The organism is Streptomyces pristinaespiralis, from assembly GCF_001278075.1.
In the GTDB taxonomy this organism is placed as follows: domain Bacteria; phylum Actinomycetota; class Actinomycetes; order Streptomycetales; family Streptomycetaceae; genus Streptomyces; species Streptomyces pristinaespiralis.
Genome location: NZ_CP011340.1, coordinates 804,010 through 825,900 on the forward strand (window position 1 = coordinate 804,010; position 21,891 = coordinate 825,900).

At 71.4% G+C, this 21,891-nt stretch carries 22 protein-coding genes and 1 pseudogene; 12 read left to right on the top strand and 11 right to left on the bottom strand.

Features of this window, described 5'->3' with window-relative positions; genetic code table 11:
• Nucleotides 1-135: 135 nt before the first annotated feature.
• The 5 genes from SPRI_RS03170 to ctaC form a co-directional block, all read right to left on the bottom strand.
• A complete protein-coding gene (locus tag SPRI_RS03170; RefSeq protein WP_005308202.1) occupies nucleotides 136-681 on the bottom strand; it encodes a TetR/AcrR family transcriptional regulator in 546 nt (181 codons plus the stop codon).
• 12 nt (nucleotides 682-693) lie between these two features.
• Complete coding sequence (locus SPRI_RS03175; protein ID WP_005308204.1) at nucleotides 694-1,272, bottom strand: sugar O-acetyltransferase; 579 nt, start codon at nucleotides 1,270-1,272, stop codon at nucleotides 694-696.
• 146 nt (nucleotides 1,273-1,418) lie between these two features.
• A complete protein-coding gene (locus SPRI_RS03180) occupies nucleotides 1,419-1,919 on the bottom strand; it encodes a DUF5709 domain-containing protein (RefSeq protein WP_037775817.1) in 501 nt (166 codons plus the stop codon).
• 130 nt (nucleotides 1,920-2,049) lie between these two features.
• Nucleotides 2,050-2,832, bottom strand: a complete 783-nt coding sequence (locus SPRI_RS03185) for a phosphodiesterase (RefSeq protein WP_234020314.1) — start codon at nucleotides 2,830-2,832, stop codon at nucleotides 2,050-2,052.
• Nucleotides 2,833-3,238: 406 nt separating this feature from the next.
• Nucleotides 3,239-4,213, bottom strand: a complete 975-nt coding sequence (gene ctaC / locus SPRI_RS03190) for an aa3-type cytochrome oxidase subunit II (protein ID WP_005308209.1) — start codon at nucleotides 4,211-4,213, stop codon at nucleotides 3,239-3,241.
• Nucleotides 4,214-4,896: 683 nt separating this feature from the next.
• On the opposite strand from ctaC, the gene SPRI_RS03195 reads away from it, so the two are divergent.
• The 3 genes and pseudogenes from SPRI_RS03195 to SPRI_RS36755 all read left to right on the top strand — a co-directional run.
• A complete protein-coding gene (locus tag SPRI_RS03195) occupies nucleotides 4,897-5,121 on the top strand; it encodes a hypothetical protein (RefSeq protein WP_310650526.1) in 225 nt (74 codons plus the stop codon).
• Nucleotides 5,114-6,193 (top strand): response regulator, encoded by a 1,080-nt coding sequence (locus tag SPRI_RS03200; RefSeq protein ID WP_005308214.1) that lies wholly within the window; start codon nucleotides 5,114-5,116, stop codon nucleotides 6,191-6,193. Before SPRI_RS03195 ends, SPRI_RS03200 begins: the two co-directional genes overlap by 8 nt.
• A 175-nt stretch (nucleotides 6,194-6,368) precedes the next feature.
• Nucleotides 6,369-7,381: pseudogene (locus SPRI_RS36755) on the top strand (DNA topoisomerase IB); the annotation flags it as partial.
• Between the two features lie 111 nt (nucleotides 7,382-7,492).
• Here the strand turns inward: SPRI_RS36755 and SPRI_RS03215 are convergent.
• Nucleotides 7,493-8,488, bottom strand: coding sequence for an aldo/keto reductase (locus SPRI_RS03215; RefSeq protein WP_005308217.1), 996 nt, complete (start codon nucleotides 8,486-8,488; stop codon nucleotides 7,493-7,495).
• A gap of 127 nt (nucleotides 8,489-8,615) precedes the next feature.
• Here SPRI_RS03215 and SPRI_RS03220 point away from each other — a divergent pair, with 127 nt between their 5' ends.
• The 3 genes from SPRI_RS03220 (at nucleotide 8,616) to SPRI_RS03230 (ending at nucleotide 11,106) form a co-directional block, all read left to right on the top strand.
• Nucleotides 8,616-9,479: a helix-turn-helix transcriptional regulator gene (locus tag SPRI_RS03220; RefSeq protein ID WP_005308219.1), complete on the top strand. Its 864-nt coding sequence runs from the start codon at nucleotides 8,616-8,618 to the stop codon at nucleotides 9,477-9,479.
• Nucleotides 9,480-9,862: 383 nt separating this feature from the next.
• Nucleotides 9,863-10,312 (top strand): DUF4383 domain-containing protein, encoded by a 450-nt coding sequence (locus SPRI_RS03225; RefSeq protein ID WP_037773051.1) that lies wholly within the window; start codon nucleotides 9,863-9,865, stop codon nucleotides 10,310-10,312.
• Nucleotides 10,313-10,422: 110 nt separating this feature from the next.
• A complete protein-coding gene (locus SPRI_RS03230) occupies nucleotides 10,423-11,106 on the top strand; it encodes a hemerythrin domain-containing protein (RefSeq protein ID WP_037773052.1) in 684 nt (227 codons plus the stop codon).
• Between the two features lie 7 nt (nucleotides 11,107-11,113).
• Here the strand turns inward: SPRI_RS03230 and SPRI_RS03235 are convergent, their stop codons facing one another.
• Together SPRI_RS03235 and SPRI_RS38735 are read right to left on the bottom strand one after the other, a co-directional pair.
• Nucleotides 11,114-11,539, bottom strand: a complete 426-nt coding sequence (locus tag SPRI_RS03235) for a DUF1801 domain-containing protein (protein ID WP_037773053.1) — start codon at nucleotides 11,537-11,539, stop codon at nucleotides 11,114-11,116.
• Between the two features lie 29 nt (nucleotides 11,540-11,568).
• The gene (locus tag SPRI_RS38735; RefSeq protein WP_182327898.1) at nucleotides 11,569-11,733 is read right to left on the bottom strand and encodes a hypothetical protein; all 165 of its coding nucleotides are present in this window, start codon (nucleotides 11,731-11,733) and stop codon (nucleotides 11,569-11,571) included.
• A gap of 375 nt (nucleotides 11,734-12,108) precedes the next feature.
• Here SPRI_RS38735 and SPRI_RS03240 point away from each other — a divergent pair, with 375 nt between their 5' ends.
• Entirely contained in the window at nucleotides 12,109-13,074 is a 966-nt protein-coding gene (locus SPRI_RS03240) for a Rieske (2Fe-2S) protein (protein ID WP_005308226.1), read from the top strand.
• Between the two features lie 172 nt (nucleotides 13,075-13,246).
• Here the strand turns inward: SPRI_RS03240 and SPRI_RS03245 are convergent, their stop codons facing one another.
• Nucleotides 13,247-14,218, bottom strand: coding sequence for a helix-turn-helix transcriptional regulator (locus tag SPRI_RS03245; RefSeq protein WP_053556684.1), 972 nt, complete (start codon nucleotides 14,216-14,218; stop codon nucleotides 13,247-13,249).
• Between the two features lie 136 nt (nucleotides 14,219-14,354).
• Here SPRI_RS03245 and SPRI_RS03250 point away from each other — a divergent pair, with 136 nt between their 5' ends.
• Nucleotides 14,355-14,750: a RidA family protein gene (locus tag SPRI_RS03250; protein WP_037773055.1), complete on the top strand. Its 396-nt coding sequence runs from the start codon at nucleotides 14,355-14,357 to the stop codon at nucleotides 14,748-14,750.
• Between the two features lie 130 nt (nucleotides 14,751-14,880).
• On the opposite strand, the gene SPRI_RS03255 is transcribed toward SPRI_RS03250, so the two are convergent.
• Complete coding sequence (locus SPRI_RS03255; RefSeq protein WP_037773056.1) at nucleotides 14,881-16,068, bottom strand: GTP-binding protein; 1,188 nt, start codon at nucleotides 16,066-16,068, stop codon at nucleotides 14,881-14,883.
• Nucleotides 16,069-16,135: 67 nt separating this feature from the next.
• Nucleotides 16,136-16,720: a GNAT family N-acetyltransferase gene (locus tag SPRI_RS03260; protein WP_005308235.1), complete on the bottom strand. Its 585-nt coding sequence runs from the start codon at nucleotides 16,718-16,720 to the stop codon at nucleotides 16,136-16,138.
• A 268-nt stretch (nucleotides 16,721-16,988) separates the two neighbouring features.
• Here SPRI_RS03260 and SPRI_RS03265 point away from each other — a divergent pair, with 268 nt between their 5' ends.
• Genes SPRI_RS03265 through SPRI_RS03280 form a run of 4 tightly spaced genes read left to right on the top strand, consistent with a single transcriptional unit; the run spans nucleotide 16,989 to nucleotide 21,854 of the window.
• On the top strand, nucleotides 16,989-18,584 hold the full coding sequence (locus tag SPRI_RS03265) for an ABC transporter substrate-binding protein (RefSeq protein ID WP_182327896.1): 1,596 nt from the start codon (nucleotides 16,989-16,991) through the stop codon (nucleotides 18,582-18,584).
• Nucleotides 18,581-19,534, top strand: a complete 954-nt coding sequence (locus SPRI_RS03270) for an ABC transporter permease (RefSeq protein WP_005308240.1) — start codon at nucleotides 18,581-18,583, stop codon at nucleotides 19,532-19,534. The genes SPRI_RS03265 and SPRI_RS03270 overlap by 4 nt, the downstream gene beginning before the upstream one ends.
• On the top strand, nucleotides 19,531-20,316 hold the full coding sequence (locus SPRI_RS03275; RefSeq protein ID WP_005308242.1) for an ABC transporter permease: 786 nt from the start codon (nucleotides 19,531-19,533) through the stop codon (nucleotides 20,314-20,316). The genes SPRI_RS03270 and SPRI_RS03275 overlap by 4 nt, the downstream gene beginning before the upstream one ends.
• Nucleotides 20,313-21,854: an ABC transporter ATP-binding protein gene (locus SPRI_RS03280; RefSeq protein ID WP_037773058.1), complete on the top strand. Its 1,542-nt coding sequence runs from the start codon at nucleotides 20,313-20,315 to the stop codon at nucleotides 21,852-21,854. Before SPRI_RS03275 ends, SPRI_RS03280 begins: the two co-directional genes overlap by 4 nt.
• Nucleotides 21,855-21,891 lie beyond the last annotated feature (37 nt).

Below are 21,891 nucleotides of genomic sequence, written 5' to 3' on the forward strand. Positions count from 1 at the left end.
GCCCACCGCAGCCGCCACGCAGGCACCTGGGCACGCAGGCGATGAGGGGGGTCGTATCAGGAGGCAAGGCGGTGATCGTGCCTGTGGGGGCGCGGTGTCAGGCCCGCGCCCCCACAGGCCGCTGTGTGGCCGCCTCTAGGCGGCGGTGGTGACGCGCCTCACCGCTTCGCGTGTGAGCGTGCGGTGGTGCGGTGCGACGTCGAGGGCCCGGTGGAGCGTGAGTCCTTCGATGAGTGCGTCGAGTTGGCGGGCGGTGTCGGGGTCGAAGTGCCGCTCGAGGAGATGACGGCTGCGGAGCATCCACGCCCGGGTCAGTTCCCGGTAGTCCGGGCGTCGCGCGGCCAGGGTGTAGAGCTCCTGGGTGAGGACCAGGTCGCGTTGCGGCCCCTCGGAGAGCGTGTGGATGAGGTCGGTGACGGCCTCACACGCCTGCTCGGGGCCGTCGACGCGACCCAGGTGCTGCTCGAAGAGGGCGACGATGTGGTCGGCGAAGCGGGTGAAGGCTTCGCGGAGCAGGTCGTCGATGCCGGTGAAGTGGTAGGTCATCGAGCCGAGGGGTACGCCCGCGCGGGCGGCGATCCTGCGATGGGACACGCCTGCGATGCCCTCGTCGGCGATGTGGTCGAGGGTGGCGGCGAGGATCCGCTCACGCCGCTGCGGGTCGGTGTGTCCGGTGGCCATGGGTGTCGTGTCTCAGATGTCGCGGATCGGCCGGGCGGGGTTGCCCACGGCGACGACGTCGGCGGGGATGTCCCTGGTGACCACGGAGCCGGCGCCGATGACGCTGTTGTCGCCGATGGTCACGCCGGGGCAGACGATGACGCCTCCGCCGAGCCAGACGTTGTTCCCGATGGTGATGGGCAGGGCGGCCTCCAGCTTGTCGCGTCGGGGCTGGGGCTCCACCGGGTGGGTGGGGGTGAGGAGTTGGACGTTCGGGCCGATCTGGCAGTCCTCGCCGATGGTGATCCGGGCGACGTCGAGGGCGGTCAGGTTGTAGTTGACGAAGGTGCGGGCCCCGATGGTGATGTTGCTGCCGTAGTCGACGTACAGCGGCGGGCGCACCTCGACGCCCTCGCCCACGGAGGCGAGCAGTTCCTCGAGGATCGGCCGGGCCTTCACCGGGTCCTCGAGGCAGGCGGCCTGGTAGCGGGCTGCGAGTCGCATGGCGTTCTGCACCCTGTGGGCGATCGCGGGGTCGTCGGCGATGTAGAGGTCGCCCGCGAGCATGCGTTCCAGGTTGGTGCGCGGATCGTCAGCAAAATACGTCGACATGTGTACGACCGTACACTCCGGAAGGTACGTTCGTACACTCCTCCTCCGACCTCAGCGGTCCCGGCACCGGCGCACCGGCTCGGCCGGGTGCAGCACCCCGTCCCGCCATGACAGGTCGACCGCCGCGGCGCGGTCCGCGGCCCGGTTCACGTGTTCCCCCTGGCCAGGTCCCGGTCCGACTCTTCGAGGTCGCTCTCGCGGACCACGTGCATGGCGGCCTCCTCGGCGCCGGCCGCACCCGCGTCGATGCCCACGTCGGAGGCGAAGAGTTCCTTGTCGGTGTCCGGGTGGGCGCCCTCGTCCGGCGCGACGAGCCGTCCCGCCCGTTCGGTCCCCGCCTCGGGATCGATCGGTTCCCCTTCGCCGCCGGGCAGGTCGCCGATGCCGTCCGACTCGTCCTCTCCGGTGTCGGGCAGTTCTTGGGCCAGCCGCTGGTCGAGGGTCTCGCCGTCGTGCTGCTCCGCCGCGGTGGTCCCTGTCCTGTTCACCCCGAGCGGCCTCTCGGGCGGCGAATAGCCCTCGTCGAGGATGTCGTCGTAGCTCCGGTCGCCCACCGTGTTCTGGAGGTCCAGGGGTGCGGCGTCCTCTTGCTCCTCGTTGCTGCCCGTCGGCTGATAGACATCGTCCGCCATGCTGCCCTCGGTCATCATGAACGCCTCCGTTCTCCACTGGCGGCCCCGCTCCGTGCGGCGCATACCGCCCCGCCGGGGCCGGCCGTGCATCCCGACCGGATCGGTCTCTTCCTGTCTTCTGCGACCGCCCGGAGGCGCCGGGCGGTCACGGCTTCGGGCGGTCGGCCCGTCTCCCCGCCCTGGAGCCGGCGTAGGCGGCCTCCCTCAGCTTGCCGAGCCTGCCGGTCGGGTGCAGATGCGGCAGGCGGTTCAGATAGGGGTCGTACGAGACGGTGTCCTCGGCCGGAAGGTCGTGGGGCGGCCCCGTGGTGAGCGTGCCCAAGGCGCGCCACGCCTGCCCCGGCTGCGCCGCGCACAGGTGGAAGGTGACCGGGCCTGCCTGAAGCGTCCTGTGCAGACCTGCGAGGTCGCTGGGCGCGAAGGGTGAGGTCACCACCGGATGTGCGGCCAGAGTGCCCTCGCGGTCACCGATGCGGTACGGGAGCAGCGTGGAGTAGGGGCCGGCGAGTGCGTCGAGCCGGGGCCTGGGCAGATGCCTGGTCCGCGGTCCGCTGCCGCTGCTGGTCAGCAGCAGGTCCAGGGGGCGGTCGGGACCTCCGGCGTCGGCCACGCGCACGGCGAGACCCAGGGCGTCCGGCAGCCGTCCGGGCAGGCCCGCTGCGCGTGACCACCGCAGCCGCACCTGGTGGACGCCCGGGTCGTCGAGCCACGGCTCGCCCCAAGGGGGACCGGCCGGCTGTATCTCGAGGACGCCGTTGCAGCTGACCCCGAAGGGGTGCAGAGCGGGCGCGTGGCGCCGCCGCGCGATGCCCCGCGCCGCCCGCGCGGCGAGCCTGACGCCGACGGGCAGCTTCGTCCCCGCCCCGGACGTGTGACGGGTCGACGTATGACGGGTCGGGATGCGACCGGTCGGGGTGTGACTGGTCAACGGCGATCTGCTCCTTCCGCGAGGGGGCGCACACCGTCGCGAGTGCCCCCGCCGGGCGGCGCGAACCCTGTGCCGGCCCTCGTACCCGTGAGGCGGCCTCGGGCGCCGACGCGCCGTCTACGCCCCGAGGGCATTCACGCGGGGCTGCGCGCCGACGTCGGTATGACGGCCCCGGTCGCCGGGCGGCGTGGCGCTGCCCGGCGCCCGGGACCCGGACCGGCACGGGCAGCCGGCGCGTCGGCGACGGCTCCGGTGGTGCAGGCACAGACGGCCTTGTGCGGAGGGCCACCGCCGGCTCCCCGCGCGGGCAGGTGCCGGGCGGAGCGCCGACCCCGGTGGCTTCTCCAGGATCTGGTCGCCATCGCCCGGCTGCCCTGAGTCGGGTGCCCGATCGCTCAGACCGTGCTCACAGCTTGTTGGGCTCCGCGTTCCTGGCCGGGTCGGTCAGTTCGACGCCCGCCGGGATGAACCCGCTCTGCCCCTTCGCGGCCAGGCTCTTCAGGTGCTGCTGGTACCGCTCGGGGGAGACGATCTTGACGTTGAAGAGCATCCGGGCATGGTCGACACCGCAGAGCTCGGCGCACTTGCCCCGGTAGGTGCCCTCCCTGCTGGGCGTCACCTCGAAGGCGTTGACGTTGTGGCCGGGGAAGACGTCCTGCTTGAACAGGAAGGGCACGACCCAGAACGAGTGGATGACGTCCCGGGAGGAGAGGATGAAGCGGACCTTCTCCCCCTTGGGCAGCCACAGCGTCGGGCCGGGATTGCCGTTCTGCGGATTCCGTGTGCCGGGGACACCCGCGTCGTAGACACCCTCGGCCCCCGCAGGGAAGTCCTGACGGAACCGGTCAGGGTACGTACCCAGCAAGGGGTCCCCCAGGGCGTTGCCCGTGCCGGCATTGCCGTCGACGTTCTCGATGTAGTTGAAACCCCAGCTCCACTGGTAGCCCACCACACCGATGGTGTGCGCCGGCTTCTGGGAGAGCTCCAGGAGCTTCGACTCGTCCCGCGCCGTGAAGTAGAAGAACACCGACACGATGATGATCGGGACCACGGTGTACAACGCCTCGATCGGCATGTTGTACCGGGTCTGCGGAGGGATGTCGACCTTCGTACGGCTGCGCCGGAAGCAGATGACGCTCCACACGATCAGCCCCCACACCAGCACGCCGGTGGCGAGCGCGGCCGCCCACGAGCCCTGCCAGAGGGAGAGGATCCGCGGCGCTTCCTCCGTCACCGGGGTGGGCATACCAAGCCGCGGGAAGTCCTCCCAGTTGTACGAGCAACCGGAAGCGGTACCCAGGATCAGTCCCGCGACGAGAACCCGCGGCAGCTGTCGCCGCATCGGTGGCCGGGACGGGCGGTTGGAGCCGTACGCACTCACGGAGCTCCTCCAGAAGGTCGTGCCGGCCAACCGCGGCAGCCGGCGTGCCGGCCGGGCGCCGACCCTCGGGCAGGCAGAGAGGCGGATGTATACGCGGTCAAGTTATGGGCGTGACCATGGAAAGGCCGCCCAACGCGCCGCCCGATGCCCCGAAGGGGTGGAGTGCCGACGCTTCCGGATGAACGGCCCGCACGTCGGGTTCACGCCGTGCTCGCGGAACCGTGGCAGGTTCCTGCTCCGGTCACGGCCCGCGTCAGGCCCCGCCGTACTCGCGGCCACCCGTCAGGTCCCTGCGAGGCCCGCGCCACGCGTCGGATTCCTGGGGTGCTGACGGCCACGCGCCAGGTCCCTGGGGTGTTCGCGGCCACGCGTCACGTCCCCCGCCGTCGACGCAACGCCTCACGCCCCCGCCGCGGATGACGCAACGCGTCAGCAGCGTTGCAGGGCAACGCCCGGCAACGCCTGCACGCGTGCCGCTCCGACCAGCGGGAACCGGCACCGTCCGCCGGAAGCACGGCTGCCAACAGCGATCGTTGTTGCACTTCTTCCCCGGTCGCGAAGCGCATCGGCCACCTGGCCCGCCATCCTGTGATTCCCGCTCCGGCAATCCGCCGGAAGCGTGACAAGTCCCGTTGTCGTCGGACGGGTTGGATGGACGGAGATCTTTCGTGGACCGGCCTCTGTTGTCTCAGAGAGCAACCCTGGTGTTCCTGCTCGCCTTGATCGGCGGCGTGACCGCGGGAGTCCTGACCGCGCTCGCCGGCGAGGGAACGCCCCGCAGCGTCCTCGCGGGACTCGCGACCGCCGGGTTGTCGGTGCCCTTCTTCAACCGCCTGATCGCCGCGGAGACCGCCGGCTGCCGCGAAGCGGCGGGCGCGGGCGCGGGAGAGGCGGAAGACCGTGGGTGAGCTGCGACCGCTCGGCAACGATCTCACCGAGGCGTCCCGCGCTCTCGCTCAGGCATTGAGGGAGCTGTTCGAGGGGATGGAGGTCTCCGTACGACGGTATGCCGCGCGGCGCCAGCGCGATCCCGGGACGTTCTCCCGCTACCTGAACGGGACCCGGTTACCCCCGTGGCAAGTGATCATGGACCTCTTCACGGACCTCGCCGAGCACCATGGGACCGCCGTCACCACCGAGGCCATCGAGTTCGTTCGTGGCCTGTACGGCTCGGCCGTCGACGCCGCTTCCTCTCCGAAGCACGCGGTCGAACTCCTGGAGCAGCAACTGGCCGACGCCGACCGGGTGTCCCGGCGCTCCAGCGTCCGCGGTGACGTCCTGGGCGACGCGCTCCTCGACCGTACCCACCGCATCGCCGACCTGGAGGTACGCCTCAACCAGCTGGAGGCCGACCGGAGCGCGGAACGGGAACGGGCGGACAAGCTCGCTGCCGCCCACTCCGACGTCACCGAACTCCTGCAGGAGCGCAACGACCTGGAGATGGAAGTCACCCGCCTGGACAACGAACTGCGCGAGGCACGGGAACAGCGTGCCGCCGCCGAGGCACGGTGCGACCTTCTGGAACGTCAACTGGAGGCCGTGGAACGGCCGGCGGCTCTGCCGGCCGTGTCGGAACCGCAGGACATGCCGAAGATCCTCATCGTCGACGACCAGGCGGACAACCTGCTCGCCATGACCGCGGTGCTGGCGACCCTCGATCAGGAGCTCGTCACCGTCTCCTCCGGCCGTGAGGCGCTCAAGGCGCTGCTCGACCACGACGACTTCGCCGTCATCATCATGGACGTGCAGATGCCGGAGATGGACGGCTACGAGACGTGCGCCCACATCAAGCGCCGGCCGAGGACCCGCGACGTCCCCATCATTTTCCTGACCGCGATGGGCGTCGACCCGGAGCACTCCGCCCGGGGATACGCAGCCGGTGCCGTCGACTACATGAGCAAGCCCTTCGACCCCTGGGCCCTGCGCGCCAAGGTCGCCGTGTTCACCTCCATCTACCTCGAGCGCCGGGGAAACCGATGAGGTGAGAAAGCGGTCCGGACGGGGATCCTTCCTCGGCCCGACCGGTGCACTTCTCGAATTTGTGACCTACAAATCCGCACAGGAGCGAGGTGTCCAAAGGCGCCTTTCGTGGAGGGGGCGCGCTGCGGCGCCCCTGGACCAGGACGATCGGCGGTTCGCGTCCAAGGAGGCGGGGTTGCGTCTTCACCACAGCCGGCCCATCGACCCCGGCTGCACCCGCAGGCGACACGGGCGCGGCTTCCGCTACCTCGACGCCCAGGGGCAGCCTCTGCGCGACCCCGCCGAACTGGCCGTATCCGCGCGCTCGTCATTCCGCCCGCCTGGAGCGACGTGTGGATCTGCGCCCGACCCAACGGCCACCTCCAGGCGGTCGGCACCGACGCCGCCGGCCGCCGCCAGTACCTGTACCACCCGCGGTTCCGCGCCGAGCAGGAGCGGGCCAAGCACGGCCACGTCCTCGACGTCGCCGAGACCCTGCCCGCCGTACGCGAGGCCGTCGAGGGGCACCTCGGCGATCGCGGCCTGACCCGCAAGCGGGTCCTCGCCACCGCCGTGCGCCTCCTCGACCTCGGCTTCTTCCGCATAGGCAGCGACCAGTACACCGAGCTGAACAACAGCTACGGCCTGACCACCCTGCTCCGCGAGCACTCCACCTGTCAGGGCGGCGCCGTCCTGTTCACGTACACCGGCAAGCACGGCAGGGAGGTCGTCCAGACCGTCGCCGACCCCGCCGCCTGCCGCAGCCCGACCGCGCTGCTGCGCCGCCGAGGCGGCGGCGACCGCCTCCTCGCATACTGGGAGCGGCCCGCGTGGCACAACGTGAGCAGCGCCGACGTCAACGCCTACCTCAAGGAGCTCGCCGGTCTGGAGATCACCGCGAAGGACTTCCGTACCTGGCACGCCACGGTCATGGCCGCCGTCGCGCTCGCCGTCCCACAGTCCGTCGCGCGCAGCGAGACCGCACGCCGCCGTGCCATCGCCCGCGCGGTCCGCGAGGTCTCCGAATACCTCGGCAACACCCCCGCGATCTGCCGCAGCTCGTACATCAATCCCCGGGTGATCGAGCTGTACGAAGAGGGCGTCACGATCGCCGCCGCCCTGCCACGCCTCGGCGACGAGGGCGCGTACGGCATTCCCGCCACCCGGGGGCCCGCCGAGCGGGCCGTCCTGCACATGCTGCGCGCGGACGACCCGCCCGAGGGCCGCTCCTGGCACCGGCCGCCTCCCCGCTCACGCCGGGCGGGACAGGACCTCGCAGGATCGGGTGCCGGCCGCCCGACGGCCCCCGCAGCGCGGGGCTCAGTTCCCCACGCCGAGGTCGGCCATGAACCGGGACGGGTACCGGTCACCGCGCGCCGCGCCCGGCGGCACCGCCTTCTCGATCTCGGCGAGATCGTCGGCGGTGAGCGTCAGCTCCATCGCGGGCAGCGCCTCGGCCAGCCGCTCGCGGGTGCGCGCGCCGACCAGCGGCACGATGTCCTCGCCCTGTGCGGCCACCCAGGCGATGGCCAGCTGGGCGACGGTGCACCCCTTCGCCTCCGCGATCCGGCGCAGAGCCTCCACCAGGGTGAGGTTGTGCTCCACGTTCCCGCCGGCGAAGCGCGGGCTGAAGCTTCGGAAGTCGCCGGGACCGGCGGTGCGGCCGGCGTCCCAGTGCCCGGAGATGAGACCGCGGCTGAGGACGCCGTACGCGGTCAGGCCGATGCCGAGCTCCCGCAGCGTGGGCAGGATGTCCGCCTCCACCGCCCGGGAGATCAGTGAGTACTCGATCTGCAGGTCGGCGACCGGGTGCACGGCGTGTGCCCGGCGGATCGTCGCCGCGTCGACCTCCGAGAGGCCGATGTGCCGCACGTACCCGGCGTCGATCATCTCCTTGATCGCGCCCACCGTCTCCTCGATCGGTACCGCCGGGTCCAGCCGGGCGGGACGGTAGATGTCGATGTGGTCGGTGCCCAGCCGCGTCAGGGAATAGGCCAGGAAGTTCTTCATCGCCTCGGGACGCGCGTCGGCACCGGCGAAGTCGTGCCCCGGCCCGCGCAGCATGCCGAACTTGACCGACAGCCGGTAGCTGTCCCGGTCGCGGCCGCGCAGCGCCTCGGCGAGCAGCAACTCGTTGTGGCCCATGCCGTAGAAGTCGCCGGTGTCGATGAGCGTGACGCCGGCCTCCAGCGAGGCATGCACGGTGGCGATGCTCTCCGCCCGGTCGGCCGCGCCGTAACCGCCCGACATGCCCATCGCACCCAGGCCCAGCGCGGAAACGGCCGGGCCGGTGCTGCCCAGGGTTCGCATCTGCATCGCGTTCTCCTTCGTCGTCGGATCTGTCACCACCTTGCGCGCGCGCCGCGGCATGCGGGAGCGGAGCGTTCATCATGGGAGAGCCGCTCCCTGGATCGGTCCGCCCGCCGGGAGGGACCATGGGGCCATGCAACGTGATCAGCTCGCCGACTTCCTGCGCCACCGCCGCGAGGGGATCCGCCCGGCGGAGGTCGGCATCCCCGAAGGCCCGCGCCGCCGCACGACCGGCCTGCGCCGGGAAGAGGTGGCCATGCTCGCCGGCATGTCGGTGGACTATGTCGTACGCCTCGAGCAGGGCCGCAGCAGTCAGCCCTCGACGCAGTTGCTCGGCGCGCTGGCCCGGGCGTTGCGCCTCTCCGACGACGAACGCGACTATCTGTTCCACCTGGCCGGCCACCGGCCCCCGCCCGCCGACGGGGTGGCCCGCCTGGCCCGCGCCGGCCTGGTGCGCATGCTCGACCTGCTCGGCGACACCCCGGCCCTGGTGCTGTCCGACCTGGGCGAGATCCTCGCCCAGAACCGGGCGTCCGTCCTGCTGATGGGCGGCGACCACACCGGCTTGTCCGGCGACCGGCGCTACGTCGTGTACCGCTGGTTCACCGACCCCGCCGCCCGCGCCGTTCATCCGCCCGAGGAGCACGAGCACCAGGCCCGGCAGCTCGTGGCGGACCTGCGCGCGGCCGTCGGCCGGCGGCACGGCGACCCCACGGTCGCCGGACTCGTCGACCGGTTGCTGGCCGCGAGCGCCGACTTCCGCCGGCTCTGGGCCGAGCACGAGGTGGCGGTCCGGCGCGCCGACCGCAAGACCATGCTGCATCCGCGGGTGGGCCGCCTCCGGATGGACTGCGAGACCCTCGTGACTCCGGACCAGGGACAGCAGCTGTTGGTGCTCACCCCGGCGGACGCCGAAGCACGCGAGCGGCTGGAGCTCCTGCGGGTGCTGGGCGTCGAGGAATTCCCCACGGGGGCGAGGGGGCCGTCGACTCGGTGAAGCGGCCGGCTGCGGGGACGGCTCGGTACACGGCGGTCCGGCCGGGCAGCAGCCGGACCGCAGGTCGACGTACGAACCGGAGGCCCGTTCCCGAGACAGCACGCAAAGGAGCCGCTGAGGCGGCACTCGGCCACCGCTCAGGGGCTCTCGCCCGCCACTCCGACGGGAGCGCCGGATTCGCCCCCTTCGCTGTGGGCCCACGCAGAAGCGGCACACGGCTTCCGCCGCGGGAATGTGCTGAGCACGGGCAATTCCTTTTCGCGGGACATTTCTTCCGAGGCTGCCTTCATCAACCGGATCCACCGCCGACGAGGAGTGCAATTCGGACGCCCTGGGTACTCGCGGAACCGGCAGCGAAGGCGACGAACCTGGAAGGGCATCTCATGACCACACATCGCACGCCCACGGCCACGACACCGGTGCAGCAGGCCGCGATGATCGTCGGCGTGGTGTTTCTTCTCGTCGGCGTTCTCGGATTCATCCCGGGGATAACCACCGACTACGGCAGCATGGAATTCGCCGAGCATCACTCGGAGGCCAAGCTGCTGGGGCTGTTCCAGGTATCGATCCTGCACAACCTCGTGCACCTGCTGTTCGGCCTCGCCGGCCTCGCCATGGCCCGGGCCGCCGCGACCGCCCGTACCTTCCTCATCGGCGGCGGGATCGTCTACCTGGCGCTGTGGCTGTACGGCCTGCTCATCGACCATGACAGCGCCGCCAACTTCGTTCCCCTCAACACCGCCGACGACTGGCTCCACTTCGCCCTCGGCCTCGGCATGATCGCCCTCGGCCTCCTGCTGACCCGCCGTACGCATCCGACCGCCGGCCACTGACATCGTCATCCGGCGTTCATGAGCGGTGGTGGCCGTGACGGGGTACGTCGCCCCGGCTCCCGCCGGGACGCCGGAACCGGCCGGCCCCCACATGGGCCGAGGAGATCCCGATGTCCCTATCCATCACCCGGCAGAGCGTCGAGGAGCTCGGCGGCGTGGCCAGCGTGCTGACCCGGCAACGGCGTGACCACGCCGAGCTCGACCGCCTCATGAACCTCTATGTGTCGGACGGCAGGCCTCCGGAGGACCGGAAGCAGACACTGAAGGACATCATTCAGCTGACCTTCAGCCACGCCTTCGCCGAAGAGACCGTGCTGTGGCCCACGCTGCGGCGGCTCGCCGAGGACGGCGAGGAACTGACATCGCGGGTCGAGCAGGAGCACCAGGAGATCAACGACCTGGTCGCGGCCGTCGAACGTACCGACCCCGCCGACCCCCGCCACGACGAGCTCGTCGAGCAGGCCTTCTCCCTCATACGGCAGGACATTCGCGACGAGGAGGATCTGCTCCTGCCACGGCTCCAGGAGGCGCTCGGCCATGACCCCGCACGGCTGCGGCGGCTGGGCACCACGTGGGAGACGGTGCGGCGCACCGCCCCTACACGTCCCCACCCGGCCGTGCCCCGCCGTCCGCTCGCGAACGTGCTCGCCGGAGTACCGCTGAGTGTGTTCGACAGGGCGCGCGACATGGTCAGGACCGGCGCGGGGAGCCCACGCGTCCGGGCGATCGCGATGGCGGGCGCGGCATGCGTCACCGCCTGGTTCGTGGCAAGGCGGGCACGGGCGCGTCACTGATCTCTGCTCAGAAGAGGTCATCACCGGGCAGGTCGGCGGCCTGGCCGAGCCAGCTCGCAAGGAGCTCCTCGTCCAGTTCCTCGTCCTCATGGATGTCGAGATAGCGCACGCGTTCATGCTTGGATTCGCCAGGGGGAAGCGGGTCCAAGGAGGAGCCGTTGAGCCAGGACACCTTCACGTACTTCGTGAAGCAGTGGAAAGCGAGGAACCACCCGTTGCCCTCAATGCCGTAGAAGGGCGAGTTCCAGCGGACCGCCTTGCGCACGCCGGGGACGGTACGCACGACGAGGTCGTCCAGGTGGCGGCCGACATCGCGTTTCCAGCCCGGCATCGCTTCGATATAGGCCTGGACCGGCTCATCGCCGTCGCCCTTGGGAATCTGCGGGTTACCGCCCGACAGCAGTCGGGGCTTCTCTGGGGGCCGATTCGCCATGCGCCTCATGATAAAGGTCATGGCGCCTTTCAGGCGGGGTCCATTCCCCCGTCCCCGCCCTCCCCCGACGGAACGGATTCGTCGGGTTCCTCCGGGGAAGGCTCATCGGCATAGGTGGGACGGGAATGCTCGTCCGCGAAGTCCGGCTCCTCCTCCGGATCCGACGCCGCGAATCCGTTTTCCTGATCCGACATGGTCCCGGTTCCTTCCCGTGGTGGACGCTGTACGGCTTCATCGTTGCCCTCCCGGACCCCGGCCGCGTACCCAGCAGGACAGCAGAATCACCCGCTGCGGACCGTCTGCCCTGCGGACCCGGGGCACGGACCCGCGCCCCGTGCCTGTACGGCTCACGCGGCAGCGGCAGCGGCTTCAGCGCGACGGCGGCGGGGCGCGAACGTGAACAGGAGCCCGGCGATGACGACGTGCGTGTGCACGTGCTGCTGCACCCGATGCCTCGCCACTGGGCCGTCGCCCCTGAGGGTGGCCGGTGGCACGAACGCACGACGCCCGCCGGAGGGGCTCCGTCCGGCTGCGGTTTCGTGGGCTCGCGCAATGGTTACTCAGCTCCCATGAACAAATGGGTCGAATCACCGGGCAGCGGCCGGCCTGAACTCCGGCAGCGCTTCTTCTCGTCCTCCGCGGGCCCCGGCCGTTTCCTCGCGGCCATGGACCGGCTGGAGCGTCACCCGCGCAACGACCGGGTGATCGACCGTGTCCGGCGGGCCGTGCACGGGCTTCCTCTGGGGCGTGGCAGGGACTTCCTGCACGGCAGGTGGCTGGGGCATCCCGTCCATCCCCTGATGGTGCAGGTGCCGATCGGCAGCTGGTTCTCCGCGGCAGTGCTCGACCTGCTTCCCGGGCAGCACCGGGGAGCACGCGCCCTGGTCGGGGTGGGTCTTGCCACGGCCGCCCCGGCGGCCGCGGCGGGCTGGGTCGACTGGGCGGATCTGCAGCGTCAGCAGATGCGGGTGGGGCTCGTGCACGCCGCGTCGAACATCACGGCCGTGGCGCTGTACGCGGGGTCGTTCACCGCCCGGACGCAAGGTCGCACCCAGCTGGGCAAGGCCCTCGGCTTCGCGGGGCTCGCTGCCGTGAGCCTCGGGGGCGCGATCGGCGGCCACCTGGCCTACCGGCAGGCGTCAGGCGCCAACCACGCGGAAGCGGTGCCCCATCTCGTGAAGCCCGGGTGGCGGGAGATCGGCGCCGTCGACGACCTCCCGGTCGGGCTCGCCGTCCGCCGACACGTGGACGACGTGCCGGTCGTGGTGGTGCGCGAGGGCGGCGACACCGTGCACGTACTCGCCGACGCGTGCAGCCATTTGGGCGGCCCGCTCTCCGAAGGGACGGTCAGCGACGGCTGCGTCCGCTGTCCCTGGCACGGCAGCGTGTTCCGCCTGGCCGACGGCTGGAACGTAGAGGGCCCGGCGACCGCGCCGCAGCCCGCCTTCGACACCCGTGTCACCGACGGCCGTGTCGAAGCACGCCTGCGGCAGACGGAGCCGGACGCCGAACCGGACAGGACCGACGCCGCCTAGGGCGTACGGGGAACGTGCCGGTCACAGCCGCTCGTTGACGGCCCGCGACGAGCACCGGGGGCCTCGTCGCGGACGACGCGTTGCCCGGATCGCGTGGCCGCCGCACGTCTGGTCCGCGCGGGCCCGCCGGGGCCGGGTGCGCGGGCGGCCCGTGCCCGGGCGGGACGCCCTCTCAGGATGAGTCTCCGTAGCGAGCGGCCATCGCGGCGGCGCGGTCGCGCAGGGCGGTGCGCAGCGACCCGGGGGCGAGGGCCTCCGCGTCCGTGCCGAGTTGCCACAGCGCCCACTCGGCGTGTCGGAGATCTTGGAACGTCGCCTCCGGCCGCAGCCAGCCGTCCGCGTCGGGTTCTGCTGCGCGGACGGCCACCGCGGTGCTCAGCAGGTCCTCCCGCCGCTCCGGGTCCACCCGTATCAGCACGGCTATATGGCCGGTGGAAAGGAACTGCGCGCAGCGTTCCCGCCAGGCCCGGTCCAGATCGACCCGGTTCGGTCGCTGTGCCGGTTCGGACAGTTCCTCGGCGGCCAGCACCCGCGACAGCCGGTAGGTGCGGTCCGCGCCGGATCTCGTGGCCAGCAGGTAGTTACGGTCGCGCACGGTGACCAGGCCGATCGGGTCCACCGTGCACCACCATGGCGCCTGGTCCGTGGCCGCGTAGTGGATCCGCAGTTTGTGTCCGGCGAGCACCGCGCGCCGGATCTCCATCATCGTCCTGTCGGGCACCTCTTCGGTGACCGGCCGGCGTGAGAGCAGGTCGGTCTCCGGCTCGACGAGGAATCGCCGGGCCGCGTCGCTCGCGGTGGTCCGATGGCTTTCGGGCAGTGCGTCGACCACCTTGCGCATGGCCGAAGCGAGCGCCGAGCCGAGCCCGAACACCTGCTCGCCGCGCGCCGATCCGGCGGTCAGCAGGGCAAGGGCTTCGTCGTGGTTCAGTCCGGTGAGCTCGGTCCGGAACCCGGGCATCAACGCGAACCCGCCGTGCCGGCCGCGTTCGGCGTAGACCGGGACGCCCGCTGCGGACAGCGCCTCGATGTCGCGCAGCACGGTACGGGTGGACACCTCCAGCTCGCGGGCCAGCGTGTCCGCGGTCAGCCGGCCGCGCTGACGCAACAGCAGCACCAGTGAGACAAGCCGATCGGCGCGCATACGAAAACCGTATCGAATACATGACGAAGGGTGTCGTGCTTTGTTGAAAGGCTCGTGAGCACCGACGTCGACGATGGCGGCTGTCGCGCCGATGGGCGTACGTACTTTCGATGAAGCGATTGGAGCTGATGTGGCAGTGGAACGAACGGCGGTCAACCCGGTGACGTGGTCGGTGGAGATGGGGTTCAACCAGGGCGAGCTCGTCTCCGGGCACACCCGGACCCTTTACTGCTCCGGACAGACCGCGATGAGCGGCGACGGCAAGCCCCGGCACGATGGCGACATGGCCGCGCAGTTGGCGCTGAGCCTCGACAACCTGGAGGCCGTGCTCGGCGAGGCCGGCATGTCCCTCGCGAACCTCGTCCGGCTCAACGTCTACACCACCGACGTCGATCTGCTCTTCCCGCACTACGGTGTGCTGGCCTCGCGGCTGGGCGCCGCCGGGGTGGCACCGGCCACCACGATGCTCGGGGTGACACGGCTGGCGATCCCGGGCCAGATGGTCGAGCTCGAGGGGACCGCCGTCGCGTGATGCGACCTCGCCGCCTTGCCGCCCGTGCCGGTCGAACGGCACGGGCAGCGGGCAGCGGGCAGCCGGTCGATCGGCGGTGCCGGGCCGGCCGTTGCTCGGCCGACTGCTCAGGGCGTGACGCGAAGGCCGGTCACTCGGGCGCCACATGGCCGGTCGGCACCGGTGCGGGATGTTCGTGGTCGCAGGTGTCGTCCAGGCCGTGGACGTCCCATGACGGGAACGGATCGTCGGCGGGGACGCTCTCGCTGTCGTTCATGAGGCAGTCCGCGAGCGCGGCGTGCAGTGCGTCCCGGCGCAAGCCGGTGCCGATGAAGACGAGTTCCTGGCCATGGTCGGTCCCGGCGTCATGGACACCGGAGGGCTCGAAGCGGGCGACCGAGCCGGCCTGGGACCACAGGCCGGTCACGCGCGGGCGGTTCGCCAGCCGGAAGAAGCCCTTGGAGCGGAGGATCCGGCCGTACGCCCCGCTGTCCATGCCCTCGGTCACGAACCTCCACAGACGGCCCGGGTGGAAGGGGCGCTCCGAGCGGAAGACGATGCTGGAGATTCCGTACTCCTCCGTCTCCGGCACGTGGTCGCCGTTCAGCTCCATCACCCAGCCCGGCGCCTGCTGTGCCCGTTCCAGGTCGAACAGCCCGGTGCCCAGGACCTCGTGCGGAGCGACACGTCCCTGGGTGGCCGGCACGACACGGGCGGCCGGGTTGAGCCGCGTCAGTGCGGCGCGGAGGAGGTCGGCATCCGCCGCGTCGACGAGGTCGAGCTTGTTGAGGACGATGACGTTGGCGAACTCGATCTGGTCCATCAGGAGATCACTGACCGTGCGCTCGTCGCCCTCGTACTGGTCGAGCCCCCGCTCGGCGAGCCCGTGGCCCTTCGTGAGCTCGGGCAGGAAGTTCGCGGCGTCGACGACTGTGACCATGGTGTCGAGCCGCGCGAGATCGCCAAGGGTGGCGCCGTCGTCGCGCGGAAAGGCGAACGTCGCCGCGACGGGCATGGGTTCCGAGATTCCGCTGGACTCGATCAGGAGATGGTCGAAGCGTCCCTCGCGGGCGAGGCGGTCGACCTCCTCCAGCAAGTCGTCGCGCAGTGTGCAGCAGATGCAGCCGTTGGTCATCTCGACGAGGCGTTCCTCGGTGCGGGACAGGGCGGCCTCGCCGCCCCGCACCAGCGCCGCATCGATGTTGATCTCGCTCATGTCGTTGACGATCACGGCGACGCGCAGCCCCTGCCGGTTGCTCAGGACATGGTTGAGCAGGGTGGTCTTGCCCGCCCCGAGAAATCCGGAGAGGACCGTCACCGGAAGCCGGTCGTGTTTCATGACGCTCAGGCTACATGAAAATGATTGTCGTTTACGACGGCCCCTGCACGCATAGAGCGTGACCGCCTCACGCGGACCTTGAGGCATCACGCCGATCGCGACCGACCGGCATGGGGATCTCGAAGTGCACCGTCCCGACCCCCTGGCCGTGCTCACCCGTCGCGCGTGCGTCGAAGACCTCCTTGGCCATGCTTCGCCAAAAGGCCTCCGCGCCCGGCACGTTGACGTCGGTGTGCAGGTAGATGCTGTCGTACCCGGGTGTCGCGGCCACGAAGTCGCACGCACTGTGCACCATGGTGCGCGCCAGGCCGTGGCGCCGGTGCCCCGAGCTCACATAGACGCGGACGAGTTGCGCGGTGGTCACCGGCGGGTAGCGCTCGGCGAGCCACCGCGGGTGCGGCGGATGGACGGGACCCCCCGACCGTACGCCGGTGGTGGCCACCACCTCGCCGTCGCGCACAGCGACCAGCAGCAGGTGGCGGGGATCGTCCAGGTAGGTCGGGGTGATCTCGACGACGTCACGGTGCCAGGCGGGGACGTAGCCGTAGCCGAAGTCCCGGTAGATGGTGTCGAGCATGACCCGGCGCGCACCTTCCACGTCGGCCGGCGTGGCCGGCCGCAGGGTGTACGAGGGGGGTGCCGCATCGGTCATGGCGGGTCTCCTTGCTGTCGGCGGCCGCGGGCCGGAGGACCGTCGGGCTGGTGGGGCGCATCGCTGCCGCCGGGCGGTGCCATTACTCGCGTGACAATGAAAACGATTATCGATACCGTATCGCCTCGTCAAACCGAGGGAACGCCGGGGTGTCCGCGTACCCACGTGCCGTATCAGCCACCGACCGGCCCGGCGCAGGACCGTTGCCCGCGGCAGCACACGCACAGCCGCCACGGTCCGATGTCCCGTCGTACAGCAAGGAAACGCCATGAACGACGTCCCCGTGAACGATCCCCGCCTGCCCGGAATACGCCGCCGGGGCTTCCTCGCCGTGGCCACAGGTGCGGTCGGCGCCGGCGCGCTCGCCCTCACCGGATGCACGGGTGACTCCGGTGAGCCGGGCGCCTCCGCCGAGGGGGACGGCAAGCCCCGGCGCGGGGGACGGCTGCGCGCCGCCTTCGCCGGTGGTGGCGCCGGCGAGACGCTCGACCCGCACCTGAGCAACCTGTTCGCCGACGTGGCCCGGGCCAAGGCCCTCTTCGACAAGCTCGCGGACTACGGACCGGACCTCTCCGCCCGGCCGCGCCTCGCCACGTCGTGGGAACCCGACGCCGGCCTGACGCGCTGGAAGGTCACCCTTCGCGAGGCGATGTTCCACGACGGCAGGCCGGTCACCGCCCAGGACGTGCTCCACAGCTACCGCCGCATCACGGACCCGGACAAGGCGTTCCGCGCCAAGGCGTCGCTGGAACCCCTCGACCTGGCGGCCAGCCGCGCCCTCGACGCGCGCACCGTCGAGTTCGTCCTCAAGCGCCCCACGGCCGAATTCCCCAACGTGGTGGCCGCGTTCGGCGCGTACATCGTCCCGGCCGGGGTTCAGGACTTCGACAAGCACCCCGTCGGCAGCGGGCCGTTCCGCTTCGTGTCCTTCGCACCCGGCCGGTCCGCGGTGTTCAAGCGCAACGACGACTACTGGGACGGCGCCCCCTACCTCGACGAGCTGGAGTTCGTCGTCGCCAACGAGGAATCCGCACGTATCAACGCCCTCCTCGGCGGGCAGATCGAGTACGCGCACGAACTGAACCCCACCACGGCCCGCGCCCACGAGGACAGGGACCAGGTCCGGATCGTCCGGCTGCGCAACAGCGCCATGCAGTCCTTCGTCATGAAGACCGACCGGCCGCCCTTCGACGACAAGCGGGTCCGCGAGGCGTTCTTCCTGATCGCCGACCGCAAGGAACTGGTCGACGGTGCCCTCTCCGGCGCGGGCGAGATCGGCAACGACCTCTTCGGCAAGGGCTACGAGTACTACGCCGCCGGTCTGCCCCAGCGGGAGCAGGACATCGACCGGGCCAAGGCGCTGCTCAAGGAAGCGGGCGCCGAGGGCCTCGAAGTCACCCTCGACACCTCGCCCGTCGCCGCCGGGTTCACCGAGGCCGCGACCATCTTCCGCGACCAGGCGGCCAAGGCCGGCGTCACCGTCAAGGTCAGGACCGGGAGCAAGGACAGCTACTGGAAGGACATCCTCGATTCCGGCACGCTGTGCTCCTACCGCTCCGGCGCCATGCCCATCGAGGCCCACATCTCCCAGCGCCTGCTCACCGACTCCACCACCAACGCCACCAAGTGGCAGCACAAGGACTTCGACGCCCTGTACCAGCAGGCGCAGTCCACCAGGGACAAGGAGGAGCGGGCCGCGGTCTACGAACGCATGCAGCGCCGACTGCACGCCGAAGGCGGCTTCCTGGTCTGGGGCTTCGCCGACTGGATCATCGGCACCGCCCGCAACGTCCGCGGCGTGGAGACGAAGGCGCCCGCCAACTCCCTCGACTGGGCGCGCTTCGACAAGGTGTGGCTGGCGTGAGCGGACTCCGCTCCTGGGCAGCCCGGCGGCTGCTGCTCGGCCTGGGGCAGACGGCGGCCGTGGTGCTGCTCGTCTTCGCCCTCACCGAGGCGCTGCCGGGCGATGCCGCCGTGGCGCTCGCCGGCGACCAGCCCGACCCAGGGCGGATCGCCGCCATCCGCGCGGCCATGGATCTGGACCGGCCCGCCCACGAACGGCTCGCGGACTGGGCGGCCGGTCTGCTGCACGGCGACTTCGGTGTCTCCCTGGTGTCCGGGCGGCCCGTCACCACATACCTGGCGGACGGCTTCGGACCGACCCTGCTGCTCGCATCCGTGACGGTCGTCCTACTGGTGCCGGCCGGGGTCGGCCTCGGGGTGCTGGCCGCCCGCCACGAGGGGCGGCTCGTCGACCGGCTCGTCAGCTCGACGACGCTGGGGGTCTACGCGGTACCGGAGTTCGCGTTCGGCATGCTGCTGATCACGGTCTTCGCGCTGCGCCTGGGCTGGCTGCCGCCGACCGCCGTCGGCTACGGGACGGACCTGCTCGCGCATCCCGCCGCTCTGGTGCTGCCCGTCCTCGTGCTGCTGTCCCGGCCTGTGTGCTCCCTGGCCCGCCTGGTCCGGGCCGGCATGATCGAGGCGCTCACCTCGCCGTACGTCGCCCACGCCCGCCGCTACAAAATCCCGGGGGCGCGCGTGCGGTACGCCCACGCGCTGCCCAACGCGGTCGCGCCCGCGGCCCAGCAACTGGCCCGCACCATAGACTGGTTGCTGGGCGGGGTGATCGTCGTGGAGGCGCTGTACGTGATCCCCGGACTGGGCACCGTACTGATCAACGCGGTCGCCGAGCGCGACGTACCCGTGGTGCAGGGCCTCGCGGTGGTCTTCGGGCTCACCACCGTCGTCCTCAACCTCGGGGCCGACCTGGTCACCCGCCGGTTCGCTCCCCGGGCGGAGGCGGCGGCATGAAGTCGCGTTTCGCGCTCGGCGCGTTCATCGTGGGCGTGCCGCTCGTACTGGCACTGCTGGGGCCGCTGTTCGCGGGTGAACCGGGGCCGCGCGCCGCTTCGTTCACGCTCGGCGGCGGTCACTGGCTGGGCACGGACTTCACCGGCCGGGACGTGTGGCGCGAAGTCCTGCTCGGCGGGCGGCCGGTGGTCCTCGTGGCGCTCGCCGCGACACTGCTCGCCTACCTGGTGGCGCTGCCGCTCGGGCTGATCAGCGCTCTGACGGACCGGGCATGGCTGGAAGAGGTGCTGATGCGGCCGCTGGACGTGCTGCTGGCCGTGCCGTCTCTGCTGACGATCCTCCTCGTGGCCTCTGTCCTCACGCCGGGGCCGGCCGGTCTGGCGCTGCTCGTCGCGCTGGTCAACATCCCGGACGCCGCCCGGATCGTCCGTGCGGCGGCCGCCGAGGCGGCGTCGCGCCCGGCGGTCGAGGCGCTGCGCATGCAGGGCGAGAGCTGGTGGCGCATGGCCGTGGGCTACGTCGGCCGATCGATCGGCCGCACCCTCGCCGCCGACGCGGGCGTACGGCTGACCGGGGTGCTCTACCTGGTGGCGACAGCGGCGTTCCTCGGCGTCGGCGTCGCACCGGACGCCTCCGACTGGGCCGTGATGGTGGACCGCAACCGCACGGGCCTGTTCGTGCAGCCCTGGGCCGTCGTGGTGCCCGCGCTGCTGATCGTGGGCCTGACCATGGGCGGCAACCTGCTCTTCGACGCACTGCTGGACAAGAGGAGACGGACATGAGCGTGGTCGCCGGGATCACGGGGCTGAGGATCGAGGTCGGCGGCCGGGCGATCGTCGACGGCGTGAACCTCCAGGTCGTGCCCGGGAAGATCACCGCGCTCGTCGGCGCGTCCGGCAGCGGCAAGACCACTACGGGGCTCGCGCTGCTCGGCGAATACCCGGCGGGCGCACGCGTGTCCGGTGAGGTGCGGGTGCCGGCGGGCCTCGTGGGATACGTACCCCAGCAGCCGGCGTCCGTTCTCAACCCCGCACGCCGGGTGGGCGCGCTGCTGCGCGACATCGCCCGCGCCCAGGTCCGCGAACTGCCCAGGGCCGAGCGCCGGGACGCCGCCCGGGACCGCATCGTGCGCGCGCTCGCCCTGGCCCAGCTCCCGGAGGGCGAGGAACTGCTTCGGCGCTATCCGCACCAGCTCTCGGGCGGTCAGCAGCAGCGCGTCGTCCTGGCCCAGGCACTGCTGCTCGGAGCGCGGGTGGTGGTCGCGGACGAGCCGACCACCGGCCAGGACGCGCTGACGAAGCGGCGCATCGTCGACCAGCTGGCGCAGGTCGCCCGTCAGGGCATCGCGGTGGTGCTGCTCAGCCACGACATGGATGTCGTACGGGCTCTCGCGGACGAAGTCCTGGTCATGCGGGGCGGCCGGGTGGTGGAGTCGGGCACGGTGGACCGGATCCGGCTGGAGCCGCGGCACCCGTGGACCCGTGAACTCGTCGCCCCGGGCCCGGGCCTGCCGGCCACCGCACGGGACGGACACGGCGCAGCCGTACTCCAGGTCCGTGGCCTGGTCGCCCGGTACGGCCGGACCGTGGCACTGCGCGCCGGCGCCCTCACGCTCAGGGCCGGGGAGTGCCTCGCCGTCGTCGGCCGCTCCGGCAGCGGCAAGACCACGCTCGCCCGCTGCCTGGCCGGACTCCACCGCGACCACGACGGCGACGTCCTGCTCGACGGGATGCCGCTCCCCCGCAGTCTGCGCGCCCGCACGCGCGGCCAACTGGCCGCAGTGCAGTACGTCTTCCAGGACGCGCGGGCCTCCTTCGACGAACACCGTCCGGTGCTGGACCAGGTGGCCCGCACGGCGGTACGGCTGCGCGGTGCCGTACCGGACGAGGCCCGCGCCGAGGCGCTGGACACCCTCACCGGCCTCGGCCTCGCGGAGGAAGGCGTGCGGCGCCGGCCGGGACAGCTGTCCGGCGGCGAGCTCCAGCGGGCCGCGATCGCACGCGCTCTGCTCGCGCGGCCGTGGGTGCTGGTCTGCGACGAGATCACCTCCGGTCTCGACCCGGTGACGCGCCGGGCCCTCCTGGACCTGCTGGCCGCCGTCCAGCGCGAGCGCCCGGAGCTGGCCCTCGTCCTGATCACCCATGACCTGGAGGTCGCGGCCGTGGCGACGCGTATCGCCGTACTGAACGGCGGGGAAGTCGTCGAACAGGGGACGGCTCGTGAGGTGCTGACCACGCCGCGGCACCCGTTCACGGTCTCCCTCATGGAGACCTCCGCGGGCCTTACGGCGGAGACGGCCGACATGGGCCCGCACGCTTGAAGCCGTCCGCACCACGTGGCCTCCCCCGACTTGATAG

Bases quoted from the DNA above. Each gene is read 5' to 3' on its own strand.
- SPRI_RS03280 (WP_037773058.1), top strand. From the start codon at position 20,313: ATGAGCGTGGTCGCCGGGATCACGGGGCTGAGGATCGAGGTCGGCGGC.
- SPRI_RS03255 (WP_037773056.1), bottom strand. From the start codon at position 16,068: ATGAAACACGACCGGCTTCCGGTGACGGTCCTCTCCGGATTTCTCGGG.
- SPRI_RS03265 (WP_182327896.1), top strand. From the start codon at position 16,989: ATGAACGACGTCCCCGTGAACGATCCCCGCCTGCCCGGAATACGCCGC.
- SPRI_RS03180 (WP_037775817.1), bottom strand. From the start codon at position 1,919: ATGACCGAGGGCAGCATGGCGGACGATGTCTATCAGCCGACGGGCAGC.
- SPRI_RS38735 (WP_182327898.1), bottom strand. From the start codon at position 11,733: ATGTCGGATCAGGAAAACGGATTCGCGGCGTCGGATCCGGAGGAGGAG.
- SPRI_RS03275 (WP_005308242.1), top strand. From the start codon at position 19,531: ATGAAGTCGCGTTTCGCGCTCGGCGCGTTCATCGTGGGCGTGCCGCTC.
- SPRI_RS03230 (WP_037773052.1), top strand. From the start codon at position 10,423: ATGTCCCTATCCATCACCCGGCAGAGCGTCGAGGAGCTCGGCGGCGTG.
- SPRI_RS03260 (WP_005308235.1), bottom strand. From the start codon at position 16,720: ATGACCGATGCGGCACCCCCCTCGTACACCCTGCGGCCGGCCACGCCG.
- SPRI_RS03170 (WP_005308202.1), bottom strand. From the start codon at position 681: ATGGCCACCGGACACACCGACCCGCAGCGGCGTGAGCGGATCCTCGCC.
- SPRI_RS03225 (WP_037773051.1), top strand. From the start codon at position 9,863: ATGACCACACATCGCACGCCCACGGCCACGACACCGGTGCAGCAGGCC.
- SPRI_RS03215 (WP_005308217.1), bottom strand. From the start codon at position 8,488: ATGCAGATGCGAACCCTGGGCAGCACCGGCCCGGCCGTTTCCGCGCTG.
- SPRI_RS03240 (WP_005308226.1), top strand. From the start codon at position 12,109: ATGAACAAATGGGTCGAATCACCGGGCAGCGGCCGGCCTGAACTCCGG.
- SPRI_RS03220 (WP_005308219.1), top strand. From the start codon at position 8,616: ATGCAACGTGATCAGCTCGCCGACTTCCTGCGCCACCGCCGCGAGGGG.
- SPRI_RS03235 (WP_037773053.1), bottom strand. From the start codon at position 11,539: ATGGCGAATCGGCCCCCAGAGAAGCCCCGACTGCTGTCGGGCGGTAAC.
- SPRI_RS03175 (WP_005308204.1), bottom strand. From the start codon at position 1,272: ATGTCGACGTATTTTGCTGACGATCCGCGCACCAACCTGGAACGCATG.
- SPRI_RS03245 (WP_053556684.1), bottom strand. From the start codon at position 14,218: ATGCGCGCCGATCGGCTTGTCTCACTGGTGCTGCTGTTGCGTCAGCGC.